This is a genomic window from Streptomyces sp. XD-27, assembly GCF_030553055.1.
Classification (GTDB): domain Bacteria; phylum Actinomycetota; class Actinomycetes; order Streptomycetales; family Streptomycetaceae; genus Streptomyces.
Genome location: NZ_CP130713.1, coordinates 2,604,014 through 2,620,381, shown reverse-complemented (window position 1 = coordinate 2,620,381; position 16,368 = coordinate 2,604,014). Strand labels below are relative to the sequence as shown.

At 72.8% G+C, this 16,368-nt stretch carries 14 protein-coding genes and 1 tRNA gene; 6 read left to right on the top strand and 9 right to left on the bottom strand.

Features of this window, described 5'->3' with window-relative positions:
* The first annotated feature begins 278 nt into the window (after positions 1-278).
* Entirely contained in the window at positions 279-737 is a 459-nt protein-coding gene (locus Q3Y56_RS11475) for a hypothetical protein (protein ID WP_369696733.1), read from the top strand.
* 176 nt (positions 738-913) lie between these two features.
* Positions 914-1,723, top strand: coding sequence for a spermidine synthase (locus Q3Y56_RS11470; RefSeq protein ID WP_304465553.1), 810 nt, complete (start codon positions 914-916; stop codon positions 1,721-1,723).
* 13 nt (positions 1,724-1,736) lie between these two features.
* On the opposite strand, the gene Q3Y56_RS11465 is transcribed toward Q3Y56_RS11470, so the two are convergent.
* Positions 1,737-2,255 (bottom strand): hypothetical protein, encoded by a 519-nt coding sequence (locus Q3Y56_RS11465; RefSeq protein ID WP_304461854.1) that lies wholly within the window; start codon positions 2,253-2,255, stop codon positions 1,737-1,739.
* A gap of 53 nt (positions 2,256-2,308) precedes the next feature.
* Between Q3Y56_RS11465 and Q3Y56_RS11460 the strand changes: the two genes are divergently transcribed.
* From Q3Y56_RS11460 to Q3Y56_RS11450, 3 genes are all read left to right on the top strand, one after another.
* Positions 2,309-3,028, top strand: a complete 720-nt coding sequence (locus tag Q3Y56_RS11460; protein ID WP_304461853.1) for a response regulator transcription factor — start codon at positions 2,309-2,311, stop codon at positions 3,026-3,028.
* The gene (locus Q3Y56_RS11455; RefSeq protein ID WP_304461852.1) at positions 3,025-4,485 is read left to right on the top strand and encodes a HAMP domain-containing sensor histidine kinase; all 1,461 of its coding nucleotides are present in this window, start codon (positions 3,025-3,027) and stop codon (positions 4,483-4,485) included. Before Q3Y56_RS11460 ends, Q3Y56_RS11455 begins: the two co-directional genes overlap by 4 nt.
* 137 nt (positions 4,486-4,622) lie before the next feature.
* The gene (locus tag Q3Y56_RS11450; RefSeq protein WP_304461851.1) at positions 4,623-6,050 is read left to right on the top strand and encodes a cellulose binding domain-containing protein; all 1,428 of its coding nucleotides are present in this window, start codon (positions 4,623-4,625) and stop codon (positions 6,048-6,050) included.
* Between the two features lie 133 nt (positions 6,051-6,183).
* On the opposite strand, the gene Q3Y56_RS11445 is transcribed toward Q3Y56_RS11450, so the two are convergent.
* From Q3Y56_RS11445 to Q3Y56_RS11430, 4 genes are read right to left on the bottom strand one after another with little or no spacing between them, the layout of a single operon-like run.
* On the bottom strand, positions 6,184-7,617 hold the full coding sequence (locus tag Q3Y56_RS11445; protein ID WP_304461850.1) for a GH1 family beta-glucosidase: 1,434 nt from the start codon (positions 7,615-7,617) through the stop codon (positions 6,184-6,186).
* A 53-nt stretch (positions 7,618-7,670) separates the two neighbouring features.
* Positions 7,671-8,513, bottom strand: a complete 843-nt coding sequence (locus tag Q3Y56_RS11440) for a carbohydrate ABC transporter permease (RefSeq protein WP_304461849.1) — start codon at positions 8,511-8,513, stop codon at positions 7,671-7,673.
* Between the two features lie 9 nt (positions 8,514-8,522).
* Positions 8,523-9,539, bottom strand: coding sequence for a carbohydrate ABC transporter permease (locus Q3Y56_RS11435; protein WP_304461848.1), 1,017 nt, complete (start codon positions 9,537-9,539; stop codon positions 8,523-8,525).
* 5 nt (positions 9,540-9,544) lie between these two features.
* A complete protein-coding gene (locus Q3Y56_RS11430; RefSeq protein ID WP_304461847.1) occupies positions 9,545-10,867 on the bottom strand; it encodes an ABC transporter substrate-binding protein in 1,323 nt (440 codons plus the stop codon).
* A 192-nt stretch (positions 10,868-11,059) separates the two neighbouring features.
* Between Q3Y56_RS11430 and Q3Y56_RS11425 the strand changes: the two genes are divergently transcribed.
* Complete coding sequence (locus Q3Y56_RS11425; RefSeq protein ID WP_304461846.1) at positions 11,060-12,124, top strand: LacI family DNA-binding transcriptional regulator; 1,065 nt, start codon at positions 11,060-11,062, stop codon at positions 12,122-12,124.
* Between the two features lie 120 nt (positions 12,125-12,244).
* Here Q3Y56_RS11425 and Q3Y56_RS11420 read toward each other — a convergent pair whose 3' ends face one another.
* The 4 genes from Q3Y56_RS11420 to orn form a co-directional block, all read right to left on the bottom strand.
* On the bottom strand, positions 12,245-14,665 hold the full coding sequence (locus Q3Y56_RS11420; protein WP_304465552.1) for a SpoIIE family protein phosphatase: 2,421 nt from the start codon (positions 14,663-14,665) through the stop codon (positions 12,245-12,247).
* A gap of 188 nt (positions 14,666-14,853) precedes the next feature.
* On the bottom strand, positions 14,854-15,192 hold the full coding sequence (locus Q3Y56_RS11415) for a hypothetical protein (protein WP_304461845.1): 339 nt from the start codon (positions 15,190-15,192) through the stop codon (positions 14,854-14,856).
* 386 nt (positions 15,193-15,578) lie between these two features.
* Positions 15,579-15,651, bottom strand: a tRNA-His gene (locus Q3Y56_RS11410).
* Positions 15,652-15,758: 107 nt separating this feature from the next.
* Positions 15,759-16,364, bottom strand: a complete 606-nt coding sequence (gene orn / locus Q3Y56_RS11405; RefSeq protein WP_304461844.1) for an oligoribonuclease — start codon at positions 16,362-16,364, stop codon at positions 15,759-15,761.
* Between the last annotated feature and the right edge of the window lie 4 nt (positions 16,365-16,368).

Sequence of the window (16,368 nt, the reverse complement as noted above, 5' to 3'; positions counted from 1 at the left end):
GGCCGACGGTGACGGACACGAAGTCGACGAAGACGACGAAGACGCGGGAAACGGCGTCATGGCCGACCCTCTCCCTACGGTGATGCCGTTTCGGCGGACACGAACCGTACCGCCCATATCCCCTTCAGTAACGGCAGTTTGGCTACAAACGGGATATCTCACCCGCGATCTGCCATGAACTGCCACCCTTTGTGGCGGCATTCCGCCGTAGCCGTTGACGGGCACGGGCGTTGAACCTTGAGGAAGGACCCAGCACGGCGGAGGAGGCGTTTCCCTTGGTGAAGGCCGGATTGCCCAGCAGTGGTTCGTGGGCGGCGGACCCGCGTCATCCGGGCAGGGACCGGAGTGCGCTCCCGGACGGCGGCCCCGGACAGCGGTGCGACCTGGTCACCGTGCCCGCCCGCCAGGGACTGGAGGCAGTGGACATCCTGCGGCTGGGGGTCGGCGTCGGCCCGGTGCTGCACGACGGTTCGTGCGACACGCTCGGCTTCCTGGTGCCGCCCGGCACGGCGGACCGCTGGGACCTGCCCGGCAGCGCCTGTACGCAGACGTACGGACGCGGGATCGCGGCCGGCGGCGGGACGGGGGCGGGCGGCGTGGCCGAACCGCCGGTGACCGGCACCGGCTGGCTCGTCCCGCCCGACGACGCCATCGTCGCCGCGACCGACCCCGAGGTGCTCCGCGAGGCCCTGGGGGAAGCGGCCCGCACGATCGAGGCCGTCGACCGCTGCCAGTGAGCCGACCGCTGCCAGTGGGCGCCCGATGATCGCCGTCCGCCGCCGCGCGCGATACTGGACGCGTGGCGAAGGGCAGGCGGAAGAGCGGACGCGGGGGCACGGCGGAGCGCGAAGGCGCCCCGGCGCGCGCACGCACCGCCGAGCGTGGCCGCACCGCCGAGCCGGTCACGGCGCCGGTGGACGGCGGACGCGCCGAGCTGCTGCCCGACCGCGACCGCCCGCACGGCTGGACACTGCTGCTCGACGGCGCCCCACAGTCGCATGTGGACCTCGACGATCCCTCGTATCTCGACTTCGAGTACCAGCGCAGGCTCGGGCACATCGCGGATCTCGCGGCCCCGCCCGGCCGTCCGGTCCACGCCGTCCACCTGGGCGGCGGGGCCTTCACCCTCGCCCGGTACATCGCGGCCACCCGGCCCCGCTCCACCCAGCAGATCGTCGAAGTCGACGCCAGGCTCGTCGAGTTCGTACGGGCCCACCTGCCCCTGGACCGCACCTGGCGCATCCGGGTGCGGGGCGCTGACGCGCGGGCCGGGCTCGCCAAGGTGCCGGACGGCTGGGCCGACCTGGTCATCGCCGACGTGTTCAGCGGAGCCCGCACGCCCGCGCATCTGACCAGCGCCGAGTTCGCCGACGAGGTACGGCGCGCACTGCGCCCCGGCGGGATGTACGCCGCCAACATCGCCGACGGGCCGCCGCTCGCCCACCTCCGGGCCCAGATCGCGACCGTCCGCACGGCCTTCCCCGAACTCTGCCTGACCGCCGACCCGGCCGTCCTGCGCGGCCGCCGCTTCGGCAACGCCGTCCTGCTCGCCTCGGACCGGGAGCTCCCGGTCGCCGAGCTGACCCGGCGCGCCGCCTCCGACCCGCATCCCGCCCGGGTCGAACACGGCCGCGCCCTGGTCGACTTCACCGGTGGCGCGGCCCCGGTCACCGACGCGACGGCCGCGCCGTCCCCGGCCCCGCCGCCCGACGCGTTCGACTAGCCGCGCGGCCCCCTCACGGCTCGACGATCTGCACCGTCGGCGGGTGCCCGTTCCAGGTGACGAAGACGGAGGCCGTCGCGTCACCCGCGGTGAAGTCCACCCGGATCCACGCGCTCTGCGTCCACACCCGCATCTGCCAGCCGCTGTCGGGCGTCGCGGAGACCAGCTCCGCCGAGGACGGGCCGAGGTCGAGCGCCACCCGGCCGCCGGTGACGGAGTAGCTCCTGAGCCCGCCGCCGGCGCCCTTCGGCCGCGCGGCGGACGGCGTCGACGGCGCGGACGGCGACGGCCGCGGGGAGGGGGTGGACGACGGCTCGGACGGCGACTCGGACGACGGCGGTCTGGGGCGGTGCGTGGCCGAGATCCGCTCGTCCGGCGAGCCCGCGGCATCCGCCGAGACGGGCAGGGCGCGCGGGGCGTCGTACGCCGTCCCGGTCAGCACCGTCCGTACGCCGTACCAGGACAACGCCACCGCGACGCCCGTCGCCAGCGTCCATGCGATGGCGTGCACCAGTCCTCGACCTCGCCGCATCTCCCCCATACTGCCGCACGCCCGCAGCACCCCGATGGCGTACGGTGCCGCCCATGGCGAGAGTGCTTGTCGTCGAGGACGACCAGTTCGTGCGGTCCGCCCTCATCCGGCAGTTGACGGAGGCGTCGCACACCGTACGCAGCGTCGGTACGGCCCTGGAGGCGCTGCGCGAAGTGGCCCACCACGGCTTCGACGTGGTCGTGCTGGACCTCGGGCTGCCCGATCTCGACGGGGCGGAGGCGCTGAAGATGCTGCGCGGCATCACCGACGTGCCCGTCATCGTCGCGACCGCGCGCGACGACGAGGCCGAGATCGTGCGGCTGCTCAACGACGGCGCGGACGACTATCTCGTCAAGCCGTTCTCCATCGCGCATCTGTCGGCGCGGATGGCCGCCGTGCTGCGCCGGGCCCGCTCCGGGGCCGCCGACTCCCCGCCGTCCCGCGTGCTGCGCGTCGGCGGCCTGGCCATCGACCCGCTGCGCCGCCAGGCCGAACTCGACGGGGCGCCACTGGACCTGACCCGCCGTGAGTTCGATCTGCTGGCCTTCCTCGCCGAGCGCCCCGGTGTCGTCGTACCGCGCAAGGAGCTCCTCGCGGAGGTGTGGCGGCAGTCCTACGGCGACGACCAGACCATCGACGTCCATCTGTCCTGGCTGCGCCGCAAACTGGGCGAGACCGCCGCCCGACCCCGCTATCTGCACACCCTGCGGGGGGTGGGGGTCAAGCTGGAGCCCCCCGCCGAGCCGGTGCCCGAACCGGAGCCGGGGCCGTGAGATGGGCGCTGGTCAAGGTCTGCCTGGCGGTCACCACGATGGTGGTGGTGGCCTTCGCGGTGCCGCTCGGGCTGGTGGTCAAGGAGCTGGCGCGCGACCGGGCGTTCGCCGACGCCGAGCGGCAGGCCGCCGCCATCGGCCCCGCGCTCGCCATCACCACCGACCGCGCCGAGCTGCGGCGGGCCGTCGCCAGCACCCAGGCGGGCGGGGACGGCCGGATGGCGGTGCATCTGCCCGACACCCGATCGGCCACGCCGGATGGTTCCACCGCCCCGGACGGTCGGCCGAGCGCGCCTGACCACTCCACCGCCCCGGACGGCACGGGCTCCGCCAGAGCGCGGAGCATCGGCGAAGGCCGCGCCGATCCCCGGGACATCGCCGCCACCCGCCGCCTCGGCCGCGCCGCGATGACCTCCGTACCCGGCGGGTACGCGCTGCTCCAGCCCACCGCCCTGAGCACCGGCAAGGTCGCCGTGGTCGAGGTGTACGTCCCCGAGAGAGCGGTCAGCAACGGCGTGACCACCTCCTGGCTGATCCTCGGCGGGGTCGGCCTCGGGCTCATCGTCGGCTCCGTAGCGACCGCCGACCGGCTCGGCACCCGGCTGGTGCGCCCCGCCGAGCAGCTCGCCGCGGCCGCCCACGACCTCGGCGAGGGCAAGCTCGGCGTCCGCGTCCCCGAGGAAGGCCCCGCCGAACTGCGCTCCGCCGCCGCCGCGTTCAACTCCATGGCCGACCAGGTCGTCCAGCTCCTGGCCGGCGAACGCGAACTCGCCGCCGACCTCTCCCACCGCCTGCGCACCCCGCTGACCGTGCTGCGCCTCAACGCCGCCTCGCTCGGCGAAGGACCGGCCGCCGACCAGACCCGCGCCGCCGTCGCCCAACTGGAACGCGAGGTCGACCAGATCATCCGCGCCGCCCGCCAACACAAGGCGCCGGCCCAGCTGTCGGCCGGGTGCGACGTCGCCGAGGTGGTCCGCGAGCGGATGGACTTCTGGTCCGCGCTCGCCGAGGACGAGGGCCGCACCGTCCGGCCCGCCGGTGTCGAGCAGACCGTACGCGTACCCGTCGCCCGCGCCGAACTCGCCGCCGCCCTCGACGCGATGCTCGGCAACGTCTTCCGGCACACCCCCGAGGGCACCGCCTTCGCCGTCGACGTGCACAACGGCGAGGACAGCGTGCTCGTGCTGGTCTCCGACGCGGGCCCCGGCATCGCCGACCCGGACGCCGCCCTGCGCCGCGGCCACGGCGACGGCCGCGACGGCTCGACCGGCCTCGGCCTGGACATCGTGCGCCGGGTCGCGGAGTCCACCGGCGGCGACGTACGCATCGGACGGTCGGTACTGGGGGGTACGGAAGTGCGCGTCCGGCTCTCCCTCACCGGCGGCACCCCGCCGCGCGGCGTACGGCGGCGGGCCCGCCCCCGGCGCGCCGCCCGCTCCGGAGCCGGGAATCCTTAGAGCGCTCCCATGGGCTCCTTAAGCGAGCCATAAGAACGGAAGCCCCCGTACCGATAGCGGTAATTGCCCGATTCCGGGCCGCTAGCGTGCTGCCACACCCCCCACCCACCCCCCTCTTTCAAGAAGGCAGGTAACCGATGGGCAGCAGCCACCGGCGCACGGCGAGCCGCAGAGCCAAGGTGATCGGCGCGCTCGTCGCCGCGGCCGTGATCGGCGGCGCCGCGGTCGCGCTCACCGGGACGGCGCAGGCCGCCTCGGCCGGCGCGGCCTACAGCAAGACCAGTGACTGGTCCGGCGGTTACACGGGCCAGTACGTCATCACCAACGACACCGGCAGGGAACTGTCCGGCTGGACTCTGCGGTTCGAACTGCCCGCCGGCACCAAGGTGACCTCCCTGTGGAACGGCAGGCACACGGTCGACGGGCGGACCGTCACCGTCAAGCCGGAGAGCTGGAACGCGGCCATCGCCCCCGGTGCCTCCGTGACCGTCGGCTTCGTCGCGGCAGCAGGCTCGGGCGGGAAGGCCGCCGACCCGGTCGGGTGCCGGATCAACGACGCCAAGTGCTCCGTCGACCAGGACCCGGCCCCGCGCCCGACCGCCTCCACGCCGCAGCCCTCGTCGCCCGCGCCGCGGCCGACCTCCTCCAGCCCCGCGCCGGACGGCAAGGGCGGCACGGGCTTCGCCCCGTACATCGACACCTCCCTCCACCCCGCCTTCGACATGGTGGGCACCGCCGAGAAGACCGGCGTGAAGACCTACAACCTCGCCTTCGTCACCTCCGGCGGCGGCTGCGTCCCCAAGTGGGGAGGCGTCACCGACCTCGGCGACGACGCCGTGGCCCGGCAGATCGGCGCGCTGCGCGCGGCGGGCGGCGACGTACGGGTCTCCTTCGGCGGCGCCGCGGGCTCCGAACTGGGCCTGGCCTGCTCCTCCGTAGAAGAGCTGGCCGCCGCGTACGGCAAGGTCGTGGACGCCTACAAGCTGACCAAGGCCGACTTCGACATCGAGGGCGCGGCACTGCCGGACAAGGCCGCCAACACCCGCCGCGCCCAGGCCATCGCCCGGCTCCAGAAGAAGCACCCCGGCCTGGACGTGTCCTTCACCCTCCCGGTGATGCCCACCGGCCTCACCCAGGACGGCGTCGACCTGGTCGAGAACGCGAAGAAGAACGGCGTCGCGATATCGGCCGTCAACATCATGGCGATGGACTACGGCGCCTCCTTCGACGGCGACATGGGCCAGTACGCCATCGACGCGGCCACCGCCACCCAGGCCCAGATCAGGGGCGTCCTCGGGCTGAGCGACGATGCCGCGTGGCGGGCCGTGGCCGTCACCCCGATGATCGGCGTCAACGACGTCGCCACCGAGGTCTTCAAGGTCGACGACGCGACGCAGTTGGCGGGCTTCGCGCGGAGCAAGGGCCTGGGCTGGCTGTCGATGTGGTCCGCGACCCGGGACAAGGCGTGCCCGGGAGGCCCACAGAACTCCGCCTCGCCGACGTGCAGTTCGATCGAGCAGGAGGAGCTGGCGTTCACCAAGGCGTTCGCCGCCGCCAAGCGCTGACGCGCTCCCCGTTCCCGGCTGTCACCCCCCCCACACTCCCCCACACCCCCCATAACCACCCCCCACGGCAACCCCCCACACCGGCGGGGCGCGCGGACCACCCCCCCACCGGGTCCGCCGCGCCCCGCCTCCCTCATGCCTGCTGGGCCACCGGCAGTTCTCCCGTGCGGGCCACCCGCCCGTACCAGGTGGCACTGGACTTCGGGACGCGGGCCTGCGTCGCGTAGTCCACGTACACCGCGCCGAACCGCTTGCTGTACCCGTACGCCCACTCGAAGTTGTCCATCAGCGACCACAGGAAATAGCCGCGCAGATCGGCGCCGTCCGCGATCGCCCGGTGCGCCGCCGCCAGATGGGCCTGGAGATAGGCGATCCGCTCCGGGTCGTGGACCGCGCCGTCGCCGTCCGGCTTGTCGTCGAAGGCCGCGCCGTTCTCCGTGATGTGCAGCGCGACGCCGGGCGCCTCCTCGGTGTAGCGCATCAGCAGCTCGTACAGGCCCGTCGGATCGATCGTCCAGCCCATCTCGGTCCGCTCGCCCGGGGTCTGGTGGAACGCGACCCCCTCCGCGCCCGGCCAGGGGGAGTGCGCGCTGACCCCGTGGCCGTCCCTGCGCTCCGCCGTCCGCGGCGTGGCGGCCGAGACGAGCGACGGCGTGTAGTAGTTGACGCCCAGCGTGTCGAGCGGTTGTTTGATGGCGGCGAGGTCGCCGTCCCGGACGAAGGACCAGTCGGTGAGGCCCGCGGTGTCCCGCAGCAGGTCCGCCGGATACGCGCCGCGCAGCAGCGGCCCGGTGAAGACCCGGTTCGCCAGCGCGTCGATCCGCCGCCGCGCGTCGAGGTCCTCCGGCGCGTCCGTACGGGCCCTGACCACGGCCGGGTTGAGGCTGATGCCGACCTGGGCGCGGGCAGGCAGGACCGAGCGCAGCGCCTGGGCGCCCAGCCCGTGCGCCAGGTTGAGGTGGTGCGCCGCGCGCAGGGCGGCCGTCGGATCCGTACGGCCCGGGGCGTGCACCCCGGATCCGTACCCCAGGAAGGCGCTGCACCACGGCTCGTTCAGAGTGGTCCACAAGGTGACGCGGTCGCCCAGCGCCTCGCCGACGATGCGGGCGTAGTCGGCGAACCGCTCGGCCGTCTCCCGCTCCGGCCAGCCGCCCGCCCCCGCGGCGGAGCCGCTCATGGGTCCCGTGAGTTCCTGGGGCAGGTCCCAGTGGTAGAGGGTCACCACCGGCTCGATGGAGCGCTCCAGCAGCTCGTCCACCAAGGCGCGATAGAAGTCGAGTCCGAGCTGGTTCGCGGGGCCGCGCCCGGTGGGCTGGACCCGGGGCCAGGCGACCGAGAAGCGGTATGCGCCCAGCCCCAGGTCCGCCATCAGCCGCACGTCGTCGCGGAACCGGTGGTAGTGGTCGATGGCGATGTCGCCGGTGTCACCGCCGAGGACCTTGCCCGGCGTCTGGCAGAAGGTGTCCCAGATCGACGGCGTCCGGCCGTCCTCCCGCACCGCGCCCTCGACCTGGTACGCGGAGGTGGCGGCGCCCCACAGGAAGCCGGGCGGGAAGGAAAGAGTCATGGAAGCGCTCCCAAAGGAAGGTGAGGGGTGGAACGAGAGGGAGGAAGCAGGGGTCAGCCCTTGACCGCGCCCTGCATGATCCCCCCGACGATCTGCTTGCCGAAGAGGACGAAGGCCAGGAGCAGCGGCAGTGTGCCCAGCAGCGCGCCCGCCATGATCACCGACTGGTCGGGGATGTAGCCGCGGCCCAGCCCGGTCAGCGCCACCTGCACGGTCGGGTTGCCGGTCTGGGTGAGCGCGATGATGGGCCAGAAGAAGTCGTTCCAGGCCTGGACGAAGGTGAGCATGCCCAGCACGGCCATCGCGGGCCGGGCGGCGGGGAAGACCACGTGCCACAGGATCCGCAGGCTGCTCGCGCCGTCCATCCGCGCGGCCTCGATCAGCTCGGTGGGCAGCGCCTGGGACAGGTACTGCCGCATGAAGAACACCCCGAACGCGCCGACCAGCGTCGGCAGGATGACGGCGTGCAGCTGGTCGGTCCACTCCAGCTTCGCGACGGTCATGTACAGCGGTACGACGCTGAGCTGCGGCGGCACCATCATCGTGCCGATGGTGAGCATCAGCAGCACGTTGCGGCCCCGGAACCGCAGCTTGGCGAAGGCGAACCCGGCGATCGTGGAGAACAGCACGGTGCCGACCGTGATCGTCCCGGCCACGATGGTCGTGTTCAGCAGCGCGGCGCCCATGTTGGCGTCCGTCCACGCCGTCTCCAGGTTCGTGAACAGGTTGCTGCCGAACCAGAACGGGGGCGGGGTCCGGGCCAGCCGCCCGTTGTCCCGCGAGGCGGCGACGGCCGTCCACACCAGCGGGAACAGCGACACCGCGGTGAACACGATCAGCACGGCATAGGTCACCTTGCCACCGTGCAGCTGCCCACCGGCTTTTCGAGCGGACATGCTTCCCCCTCACTGGCTCTTACGGAGACGACGGACGACAGCTGCGTTGACCGCGGCGATCAGCAGCAGGATCAGGAACATCGCCCAGGCGATGGCGGAGGCCCGGCCCAGGTGCAGGTTCACCCAGCCCTGCTCGTACAGGTACAGACCGAGCGTCTGGTACTGGTGATCGGCCCCGCCGGACGCGCCCGTACTGCCGTTGAACAGCAGAGGCTCGCCGAACAGCTGGGTCGCGCCGATCGTCGAGACGACGATCGTGAACAGGATCGTCGGCCGCAGCGACGGGATCGTGACGTGGATGAACTGCTGCCAGCGCGAGGCCCCGTCCAGGGCAGCCGACTCGTACAGGTCGTTCGGCACCGCCTGCATCGCGGCCAGGTAGATCAGCGCGTTGTAGCCGGTCCAGCGCCAGATCACGATGGTGGACACCGCGATCCGCGAGGTCCAGGTGCCGTTCTGCCAGTCGATCGCGTCGATGCCGACCGTGCCGAGCAGCCAGTTGACCATCCCGTAGTCGCGGCCGAAGAGCAGCACGAACACCAGCGTGGCGGCGGCGACCGAGGTGGCGTACGGGGTGAGGATCGCGACCCGGAAGAACATCGAGCCGCGCAGCCGGTAGTTGAGCAGGTGCGCGATGCCCAGGGCCATCAGCAGCTGCGGGACGGTGGAGATCACCCCGATGGTGAACGTGTTCCGCAGCGCGTTCCAGAAGAAGTCGTCCTCCCACAGCCGGGAGTAGTTGCGCAGGCCCACCCACTCCATGTGGGTGGGGTCGGTGAGTTCCACCCGGTGCAGCGACGCCCAGCCGGTGTAGAGCAGCGGGAAGAGCCCGAAGGCGGCGAAGAGGACGAAGAAGGGGGCGACGAAGGCGTACGGGGACCAGCGCACGTCCCGCCGGTAGCGCCGGCTGCGCCGCGCCCTGCGGCGGTCCTCCGCCGCCGTCGGGCCGCCGCCCTTCCCCGCCGCGGGGAGGGAGGGCGGCGGCGGGGCCGCGGGGGCGGCGGCCGTGTCCGGCTGGGAGGCCATCGGCGTCACTGGTCCAGCGCGTTGTCGGTGGACTTGACCGCGGCCTTCCAGCCGGCCTCGGGCGACTTGCCCTGCTGCTCGACCTGGAGGATGCCGACGTCCTGGATGTTCTGCTTGATCAGCAGGTCCTTCGGGCCCAGGATCTGCGTGGGCACCCCGCGCGCGGCGGCGGCGAAGATCTTCCCCGTGGGCGCGTCACCGAAGTACGGGTGCCGCGCGTCGGAGACCTGCGGCAGCGTGTAGGCGGCCTGCGCGCTGGGGAAACTGGCCTGCTTCTCGAAGAGTTTGGCCTGCTGCTCGGGGGCGGTCAGCCAGGCGGCCAGCTCGGCGGCCTCGTCCTTGTGCCTGGCGGCGGTGGGCACGGTGAGGAAGGAGCCGCCCCAGTTGCCGGGCCTCGGCGCGGCGGCCACGTCCCACTGGTCCGCGGCCTTCGGGCCGGCCTTCTCCTTGATGTAGCCGAGCATCCACGGCGGGCAGGAGACGGTGGCGAACGTGCCGTTGGCGAGCGCCTGGTCCCAGGACTTCTGGAACTGCTGGAGCCTGGCGGTGAGCTTGCCGGTCGCCGCGTCCATGGCGTGGTCCCAGGCCTCCTTGACGGCCGGGCTGTCCTTGTAGATCAGCTTCCCCCGCGCGTCGTAGTAGGTCTCGGCGCTGCTGGAGATCACGGCGTTGTAGACGCCCGAGGCCGCGTCGATGAAGGAGGTGCCGTCGGGCGCCTTGTCCTGGTACTTCCGGCCGGTCTCCAGGTACGTGCCCCAGTCGCCCGCCCACAGCCGGCCGACCTGCTCGCGGTCGGTGGGCAGCCCGGCCTTGGCGAACAGGTCCTTGCGGTAGCAGATCGCCATCGGGCCGATGTCCGTGCCCAGGCCGACCGTCTTCCCGTCCTTGGTCGTGCCCTGCTGCCACTTCCAAGGAATGAAGTCGCCCCTGCGTACCCCCTTGGCCTTCGACAGGTCCACGAGCTTGTCCGCCTGGGTGGCGGTGACCTCGGCGATGTTGGCGACCTCGACGGCCTGGATGTCGGCGAGCCCGCTGCCGGTGCCGAGGTGGGTCAGCAGCTGCGGGTAGTAGTTCTCGTTCCGCTCGATGGAGGTTTCCTTGATGTAGATGTCGGGGTGCTCCTTCATGTACTCGTCGTACAGACCGGCCTGCTTGTAGCCGAAGACGCCGAAGACCCCCACGGTGATGGTGGTTCTGCCCGCGGCGTCGGTGCCGCCCGAGGCGCTGGAGCTGTCGCCGCCGCCGTCGTCGGCGCAGCCGGTGAGCAGGGCGGCGACGGCCGCCAGGACCACTGCCCGGTGTCGGAACCTGCCGGAACTCCTCCGCATTGCGTTCTCCTTGCGTCCTATGTGCCGGTTCAAGCAAAAATAAGCACATGTGGCGGGTGTGGGAGCGCTCTCACTGGTGATGAACTGAAGGTTCATCACTTGCCCCAGGGGTGTCAAGGGAACCCACGCGACAACTTGCCGGAACCGCACTGCGGTTGAATTGGCACGCACCTGTACGGCTGGAGGCGGATGATGGCAGGAACACGGCGCCGCGGCGCGGGGCGCGGCAGACCCACCTTGGAGGAGGTGGCCGCCCGCGCGGGGGTGGGCCGCGGCACCGTCTCCCGGGTGATCAACGGATCGCCCAAGGTCAGCGACCGCACCCGCGCCGCCGTCGAACAGGCCGTCGCCGACCTCGGCTATGTGCCCAACCGGGCGGCCCGCGCGCTCGCCGCCGACCGCGCCGACGCCGTCGCGCTGGTCATCCCCGAACCCGAGACCCGGCTCTTCGCCGAGCCGTACTTCTCCGAGATCATCCGGGGCGTGGGCGCCGCGCTCGCCGACACCGACCTGCAACTCCTGCTCACGCTCGTCCGCACCCCCAGGGAGCGGCAGCGGCTGGCCGACTACCTCTCGGCGCACCGCGTGGACGGCGTGCTGCTGGTGTCCGTGCACGCCGACGACCCGTTGCCCGACCTGCTGGAACGCATCGGAATGCCCGCGGTGCTGAGCGGCCGCCGCACCGAGCGGGAGACCGTGGCGTACGTGGACGCGGACAACCTCGGCGGGGCGCGGGCCGCCGTGGACCACCTGCTGGCCCGCGGCCGCCGCGCCGTCGCGACCATCACCGGGCCGCCCGACATGCACGTCGCCCAGTCCCGGCTGGCCGGATACGCGGACGCGCTCCGGGCGGCGGGCCGGGAACCCGACCCGCGGCTCACCGAGGTCGCCGACTTCACGGAGGAGGGCGGCCGCCGGGCCATGCGCGCGCTGCTGGCCAGGCGGCCCGACCTGGACGCGGTCTTCGCCGCCTCCGACGTGATGGCCGCCGGGGCCCGTCACGTACTGCGGGAGACGGGCCGCCGGGTCCCCGACGACGTCGCGCTCGTCGGCTTCGACGACTCCGCCGTGGCCCGGCACATGGACCCGCCGCTGACCAGCGTCCGGCAGCCGGTCGAGGAGATGGGGCGGTCGATGGTGAAGGCGCTGCTGGAGCAGATCGAGGCGCGGCGGGCGGCCCGCCGCGCGGGCCGGTGGCGGTCCGAGTGCCCGCAACTGGTCCTGCCGACGGAGCTGGTGCGCCGGGAGTCGTCGTAAGCCCCGGTGAACCTCGGCCCCTGTGAGCCCCGGCCCTTGCGGGCCTCAGCCCCAGCGAGCCCATGCGGGCTCCAGCCCAGCGAGACCCCACGGGCCCAGCCTTGCGAGGCCCCGCGGGCCTCAGCCCCGTGCGGACGGGCTCGACGGCAGTTCCTGCTCCGTCCAGATGATCTTGCCGCCGCGGGTGTACCGCGTACCCCAGCGCCGGGTCAGCTGGGCGATCAGGAACAGCCCGCGGCCGCCCTCGTCCGTCGTCCGCGCGTGCCGCAGCCGCGGCGAGGTGCTGCTCGCGTCGGCGACCTCGCAGACCAGGACCTCGTGCCGGATCAGCCGGAGGCGGATCGGGCCGACGGCGTGCCGGATGGCGTTGGTGACCAGCTCGCTGACGACCAGTTCGGTCGTCATGCGCAGCTCGTCCAGCCCCCACTCGGCCAGTTGGCGGTCGGTCATGGCGCGGGCGCTGCTGACGACCGCGGGGTCGGCCGGCAGGTCCCAGGAGGCCACCTGGTGGGCGTCCAGCCCGCGCGTACGGGCCACCAGCAGCGCCACGTCGTCGTCCGGCGGCCCGCTCAGCATGGAGTCGACCACCGCCGTGCACAGCTCCTCCAGCGGCAGCTCCGGCTGGGCGAGCGCCCGGCCGAGTCGGCGCAGCCGCAGGTCCACGTTGTCGTCGGCGGGGCCGATCAGGCCGTTCGTGAAGAGGGCGATCACGCTGCCGTCGGACAGTTCCAGCTCGGCGCACTCGAACGGCAGCGACCCCAGCCCCAGCGGCGGCCCCGCGGGCAGGCTGGGGAAGCTGACGGCCCCGCCGGGGTCGACGATCGCGGGCGCCGGATGCCCGGCCCGGGCCATCGCGCAGCGCCGGGTCACCGGGTCGTAGACCGCGTACAGGCAGGTGGCGCCCAGCACGGCGGTCGCGACGGCGTCGTCGTGCTCCTCCTCGGTGAGCCGGATGACCAGATCGTCCAGGTGGGCGAGGAGTTCGTCGGGCGACAGGTCCATGTCGGCGAGGGTGTGCACGGCCGTCCGCAGCCGGCCCATGGTGGCCGCCGCGGTGATGCCGTGCCCCACGACGTCCCCGACGACCAGCGCGACCCGGCCCCCGGACAGCGGGATGACGTCGAACCAGTCGCCGCCCACCCCGCCCTGGGCGCCCGTCGGCAGATAGCGGGTGGCGACGTCCAGCGCGGCACCGCCGGTCAGCCGGTGCGGCAGCAGAGTGCGCTGGAGGGCGAGCGCCGCGTTGTGCTCGCGGGTGTAGCGGCGGGCGTTGTCCAGGCACACCGCCGCCCGCGCGACCAGTTCCTCGGCGAGCAGCTGATCGTCGTCCTCGAAGGGGTCCGGGTGCCGCGAGCGCACGAACGTCACCACGCCCAGCACCGTGCCGCGCGCCCGCAGCGGCACCCACATCCCCGAGTGCATCCCGTACTCGCGCACGCTCTCCGAGCGCGCCGGGTCCTCGGCCAGCCAGGTGGGGCTGGGCCGTGCCGGATCGACGACCTCCCGGATGGACCGGCCCTCGGCGACACACCGCTCGTACGGGGCCGCCTCGGGCGCGCCGACCGGGTCGCCGACGGCCACCACCGACTCCGGGCACCCCTCGTGGATCGAGAGCTGCGCGGCCCGGCGCAGCGCCCCGTGCACCCCGGAGGGCCCCACCGCCGGTTCGTCCCCGCGCAGCACCGCCTCCAGCAGGTCGACGGTGACGAAGTCCGCGACGCGCGGTACGGCGACCGCGGCGACCTCCTCGGCGGTGCGCGCCACGTCCAGGGTGCTGCCGATCCGCACCCCGGCCTCGTTGAGGAGCGCGAGCCGGCGCTGCGCCTTCCAGCGGTCGGTCACGTCCATCACGAGGTAGTACACGCCCATCGGGTGCCCGTCGGCGTCCTCCAGCCGGAAGAAGGACGTGGAGTAGGCGTGCTCGCGGTGCGGGTCCGCCGCTGTCCAGCCCTGGTACTCGTGGTCGATCACCGGCACGCCCGTGGCGAGGACGCGGCGGATCAACGCCTCCAGCGCCGCGGTGTCGAGTCCGGGCAGCGCCGAGGTCATCCGCCGCCCCAGCCGCTGCTTGCGCGGCACTCCGCCGAAGCGCTCCAGGGTGTCGTTGAGCCAGACGTACCGCAGTTCGGGGCTCAGTACGGCCATGCCCAGCGGGGAGCGGGTCAGAAAGCCCTCCAGTACGGAGCCGCTGACCGCCCATGAGGGGGTGCTGGCCAGGTCGATGGCCGACACCAGCCACTGCTCGCGGCCGTCCGCCGCCATGACCGCGCAGACCCGCAGTCCCAGTTCGACGCGGCTCCCGTCCAGGTGCCGGGCGGCCACCAGCCCGGCCCAGACCGCGCCGGCGCGGCACTCCTCGGCGATGGCGGCGGCCTTGGCGGCGTCGTCGGGGGAGGCCAGCAGCATCGCGGCGGGCCGGTCCAGCACCTCCGCGGCCCGGTAGCCGAGCAGCCTCTCGGCGGCGTACGTCCAGCCGATGACCGCGCCCTCGCCGTCGATCACCACCCATACGGCGGGTGCCAGATCGAACGGCGCGTTCATCGGCGTGGCTTTCGCGGGCCCGCCCATCACGGACTCCTATCGTCCGCCCCCGTAGCTCTCATGCTAGGACGGGCCGGATCAGCGCGCGAAGCCCGACACGTAAGGGGCCGCGTCCGGGCGCGTCCCTGTACCGCCCGGCCACCGCGGGTCGGCCGCGGTGGCCCGGAGCCGGGTCGGGGAACGGCGGGTCAGCCCTCGGTGGGCACCGTCACATCGACGGTGGCGGCCACGTACAGCGCGCCGTCCTCCTCGCTGACCTCGTAGCCGATGTCGACCGAGCGGACGACCAGAGGGCCGTGGCCGTGCAGATGCACCGTCTGGCCGACCTGGGGGATCGGCACCGGTGTCTGGGCGCCGAACCGGGCGATCGTGCCGGTGCCCTTGCCGTCGAGGTGGTAGGTGAATTCGATGTCGTACCGGGCGGGGCCGGTCGCCTTGCCCAGATCGAGCCGGTCCAGCTCGCCCCGGGTGGCCTGCTTCTCGGCCTCGGCGATGTCGGAGATCACGTGCGGCAGCTCATTGCTCATACGGTTCATCCTGCCAAAGCGGGCCGGGGCCCCGGCCGTACGGGACTCCGCCGCCGTCAGGCCGGCGACTCCCGGATTCCGGGCCCGCGTTCACGGTGGGGCGGGGCCTTGCACACGGAGCAGTACCAGCCCGGCGGATAGGGATAGGTGGTGTCCCACCACATCGGACGGCGGCAGGTGCCGCAGGTGGGCGGCTTCCGCTGCGGTGTGGACGGGGCAGGCGGACGGACGCTCATCGCCGGATCGTCTCGTAGCCCCCGCTCCGATGCCGCGCTTCTTCGGCGCCGCTCACTCCTTCGGGCGATGCCGACTGGACGCATGGGCGGGCCGGCGGGGCATACGCCAAGGGCCGACCTGATCTCTCAGGTCGGCCCTTGGTCCTTCAGGGTGAGTAACGGGACTCGAACCCGCGACATCCTGGACCACAACCAGGTGCTCTACCAGCTGAGCTATACCCACCATGACCGGTGCTTTTGTGCTCTTCCGCACCGGCCGAGAAAAAGTGTACAGGGTCTGAAGGGGTGCTCGCTCCCGGCTTTCCCGGTGCCGGGAGCGAGCCGCGTCACTCAGCGCGCGGCGGCCACGACATGCTTCGCCGCGATGGCCTTCGCCGTGTCCGAGTCCGGGCCGGGGTGCGGCACGAAGATCGCCTCCCGGTAGTACCGCAACTCGGCGATGGACTCGCGGATGTCGGCGAGGGCGCGGTGGTTGCCGTTCTTCTTCGGACTGTTGAAGTACGCCCGCGGGTACCAGCGGCGGGCGAGCTCCTTGACCGAGGAGACGTCGACGATCCGGTAGTGGAGATAGCTCTCCACATCCGGCATGTCACGCAGCAGGAAGCCGCGGTCCGTGCCCACGGAGTTCCCGCACAGCGGAGCCTTCCCGGGCTCCGGGACGTGCTCGCGGACGTAGGCCAGGACCCGCTGCTGGGCGTCCTCCAGCGTGGTCCCGCCGTCCAGCTCCGCGAGCAGCCCGGAGGCGGTGTGCATCTCGCGCACCACCTCGGGCATGGTGGCCAGCGCCCCGGCCGGCGGGCGGATCACGATGTCCACGCCGTCGCCCAGGATGTTCAGCTCCGAGTCGGTGACCAGCGCGGCCACCTCGATGAGCGCGTCGTCGGACAGCGAGAGCCCGGTCATCTCGCAGTCGATCCACACCATGCGATCGTTCATACGT

Bases quoted from the DNA above. Each gene is read 5' to 3' on its own strand.
- Q3Y56_RS11420 (WP_304465552.1), bottom strand. From the start codon at position 14,665: ATGAACGCGCCGTTCGATCTGGCACCCGCCGTATGGGTGGTGATCGAC.
- orn (WP_304461844.1), bottom strand. From the start codon at position 16,364: ATGAACGATCGCATGGTGTGGATCGACTGCGAGATGACCGGGCTCTCG.
- Q3Y56_RS11445 (WP_304461850.1), bottom strand. From the start codon at position 7,617: ATGACTCTTTCCTTCCCGCCCGGCTTCCTGTGGGGCGCCGCCACCTCC.
- Q3Y56_RS11460 (WP_304461853.1), top strand. From the start codon at position 2,309: ATGGCGAGAGTGCTTGTCGTCGAGGACGACCAGTTCGTGCGGTCCGCC.
- Q3Y56_RS11435 (WP_304461848.1), bottom strand. From the start codon at position 9,539: ATGGCCTCCCAGCCGGACACGGCCGCCGCCCCCGCGGCCCCGCCGCCG.
- Q3Y56_RS11415 (WP_304461845.1), bottom strand. From the start codon at position 15,192: ATGAGCAATGAGCTGCCGCACGTGATCTCCGACATCGCCGAGGCCGAG.
- Q3Y56_RS11425 (WP_304461846.1), top strand. From the start codon at position 11,060: ATGGCAGGAACACGGCGCCGCGGCGCGGGGCGCGGCAGACCCACCTTG.
- Q3Y56_RS11440 (WP_304461849.1), bottom strand. From the start codon at position 8,513: ATGTCCGCTCGAAAAGCCGGTGGGCAGCTGCACGGTGGCAAGGTGACC.
- Q3Y56_RS11450 (WP_304461851.1), top strand. From the start codon at position 4,623: ATGGGCAGCAGCCACCGGCGCACGGCGAGCCGCAGAGCCAAGGTGATC.
- Q3Y56_RS11465 (WP_304461854.1), bottom strand. From the start codon at position 2,255: ATGCGGCGAGGTCGAGGACTGGTGCACGCCATCGCATGGACGCTGGCG.
- Q3Y56_RS11430 (WP_304461847.1), bottom strand. From the start codon at position 10,867: ATGCGGAGGAGTTCCGGCAGGTTCCGACACCGGGCAGTGGTCCTGGCG.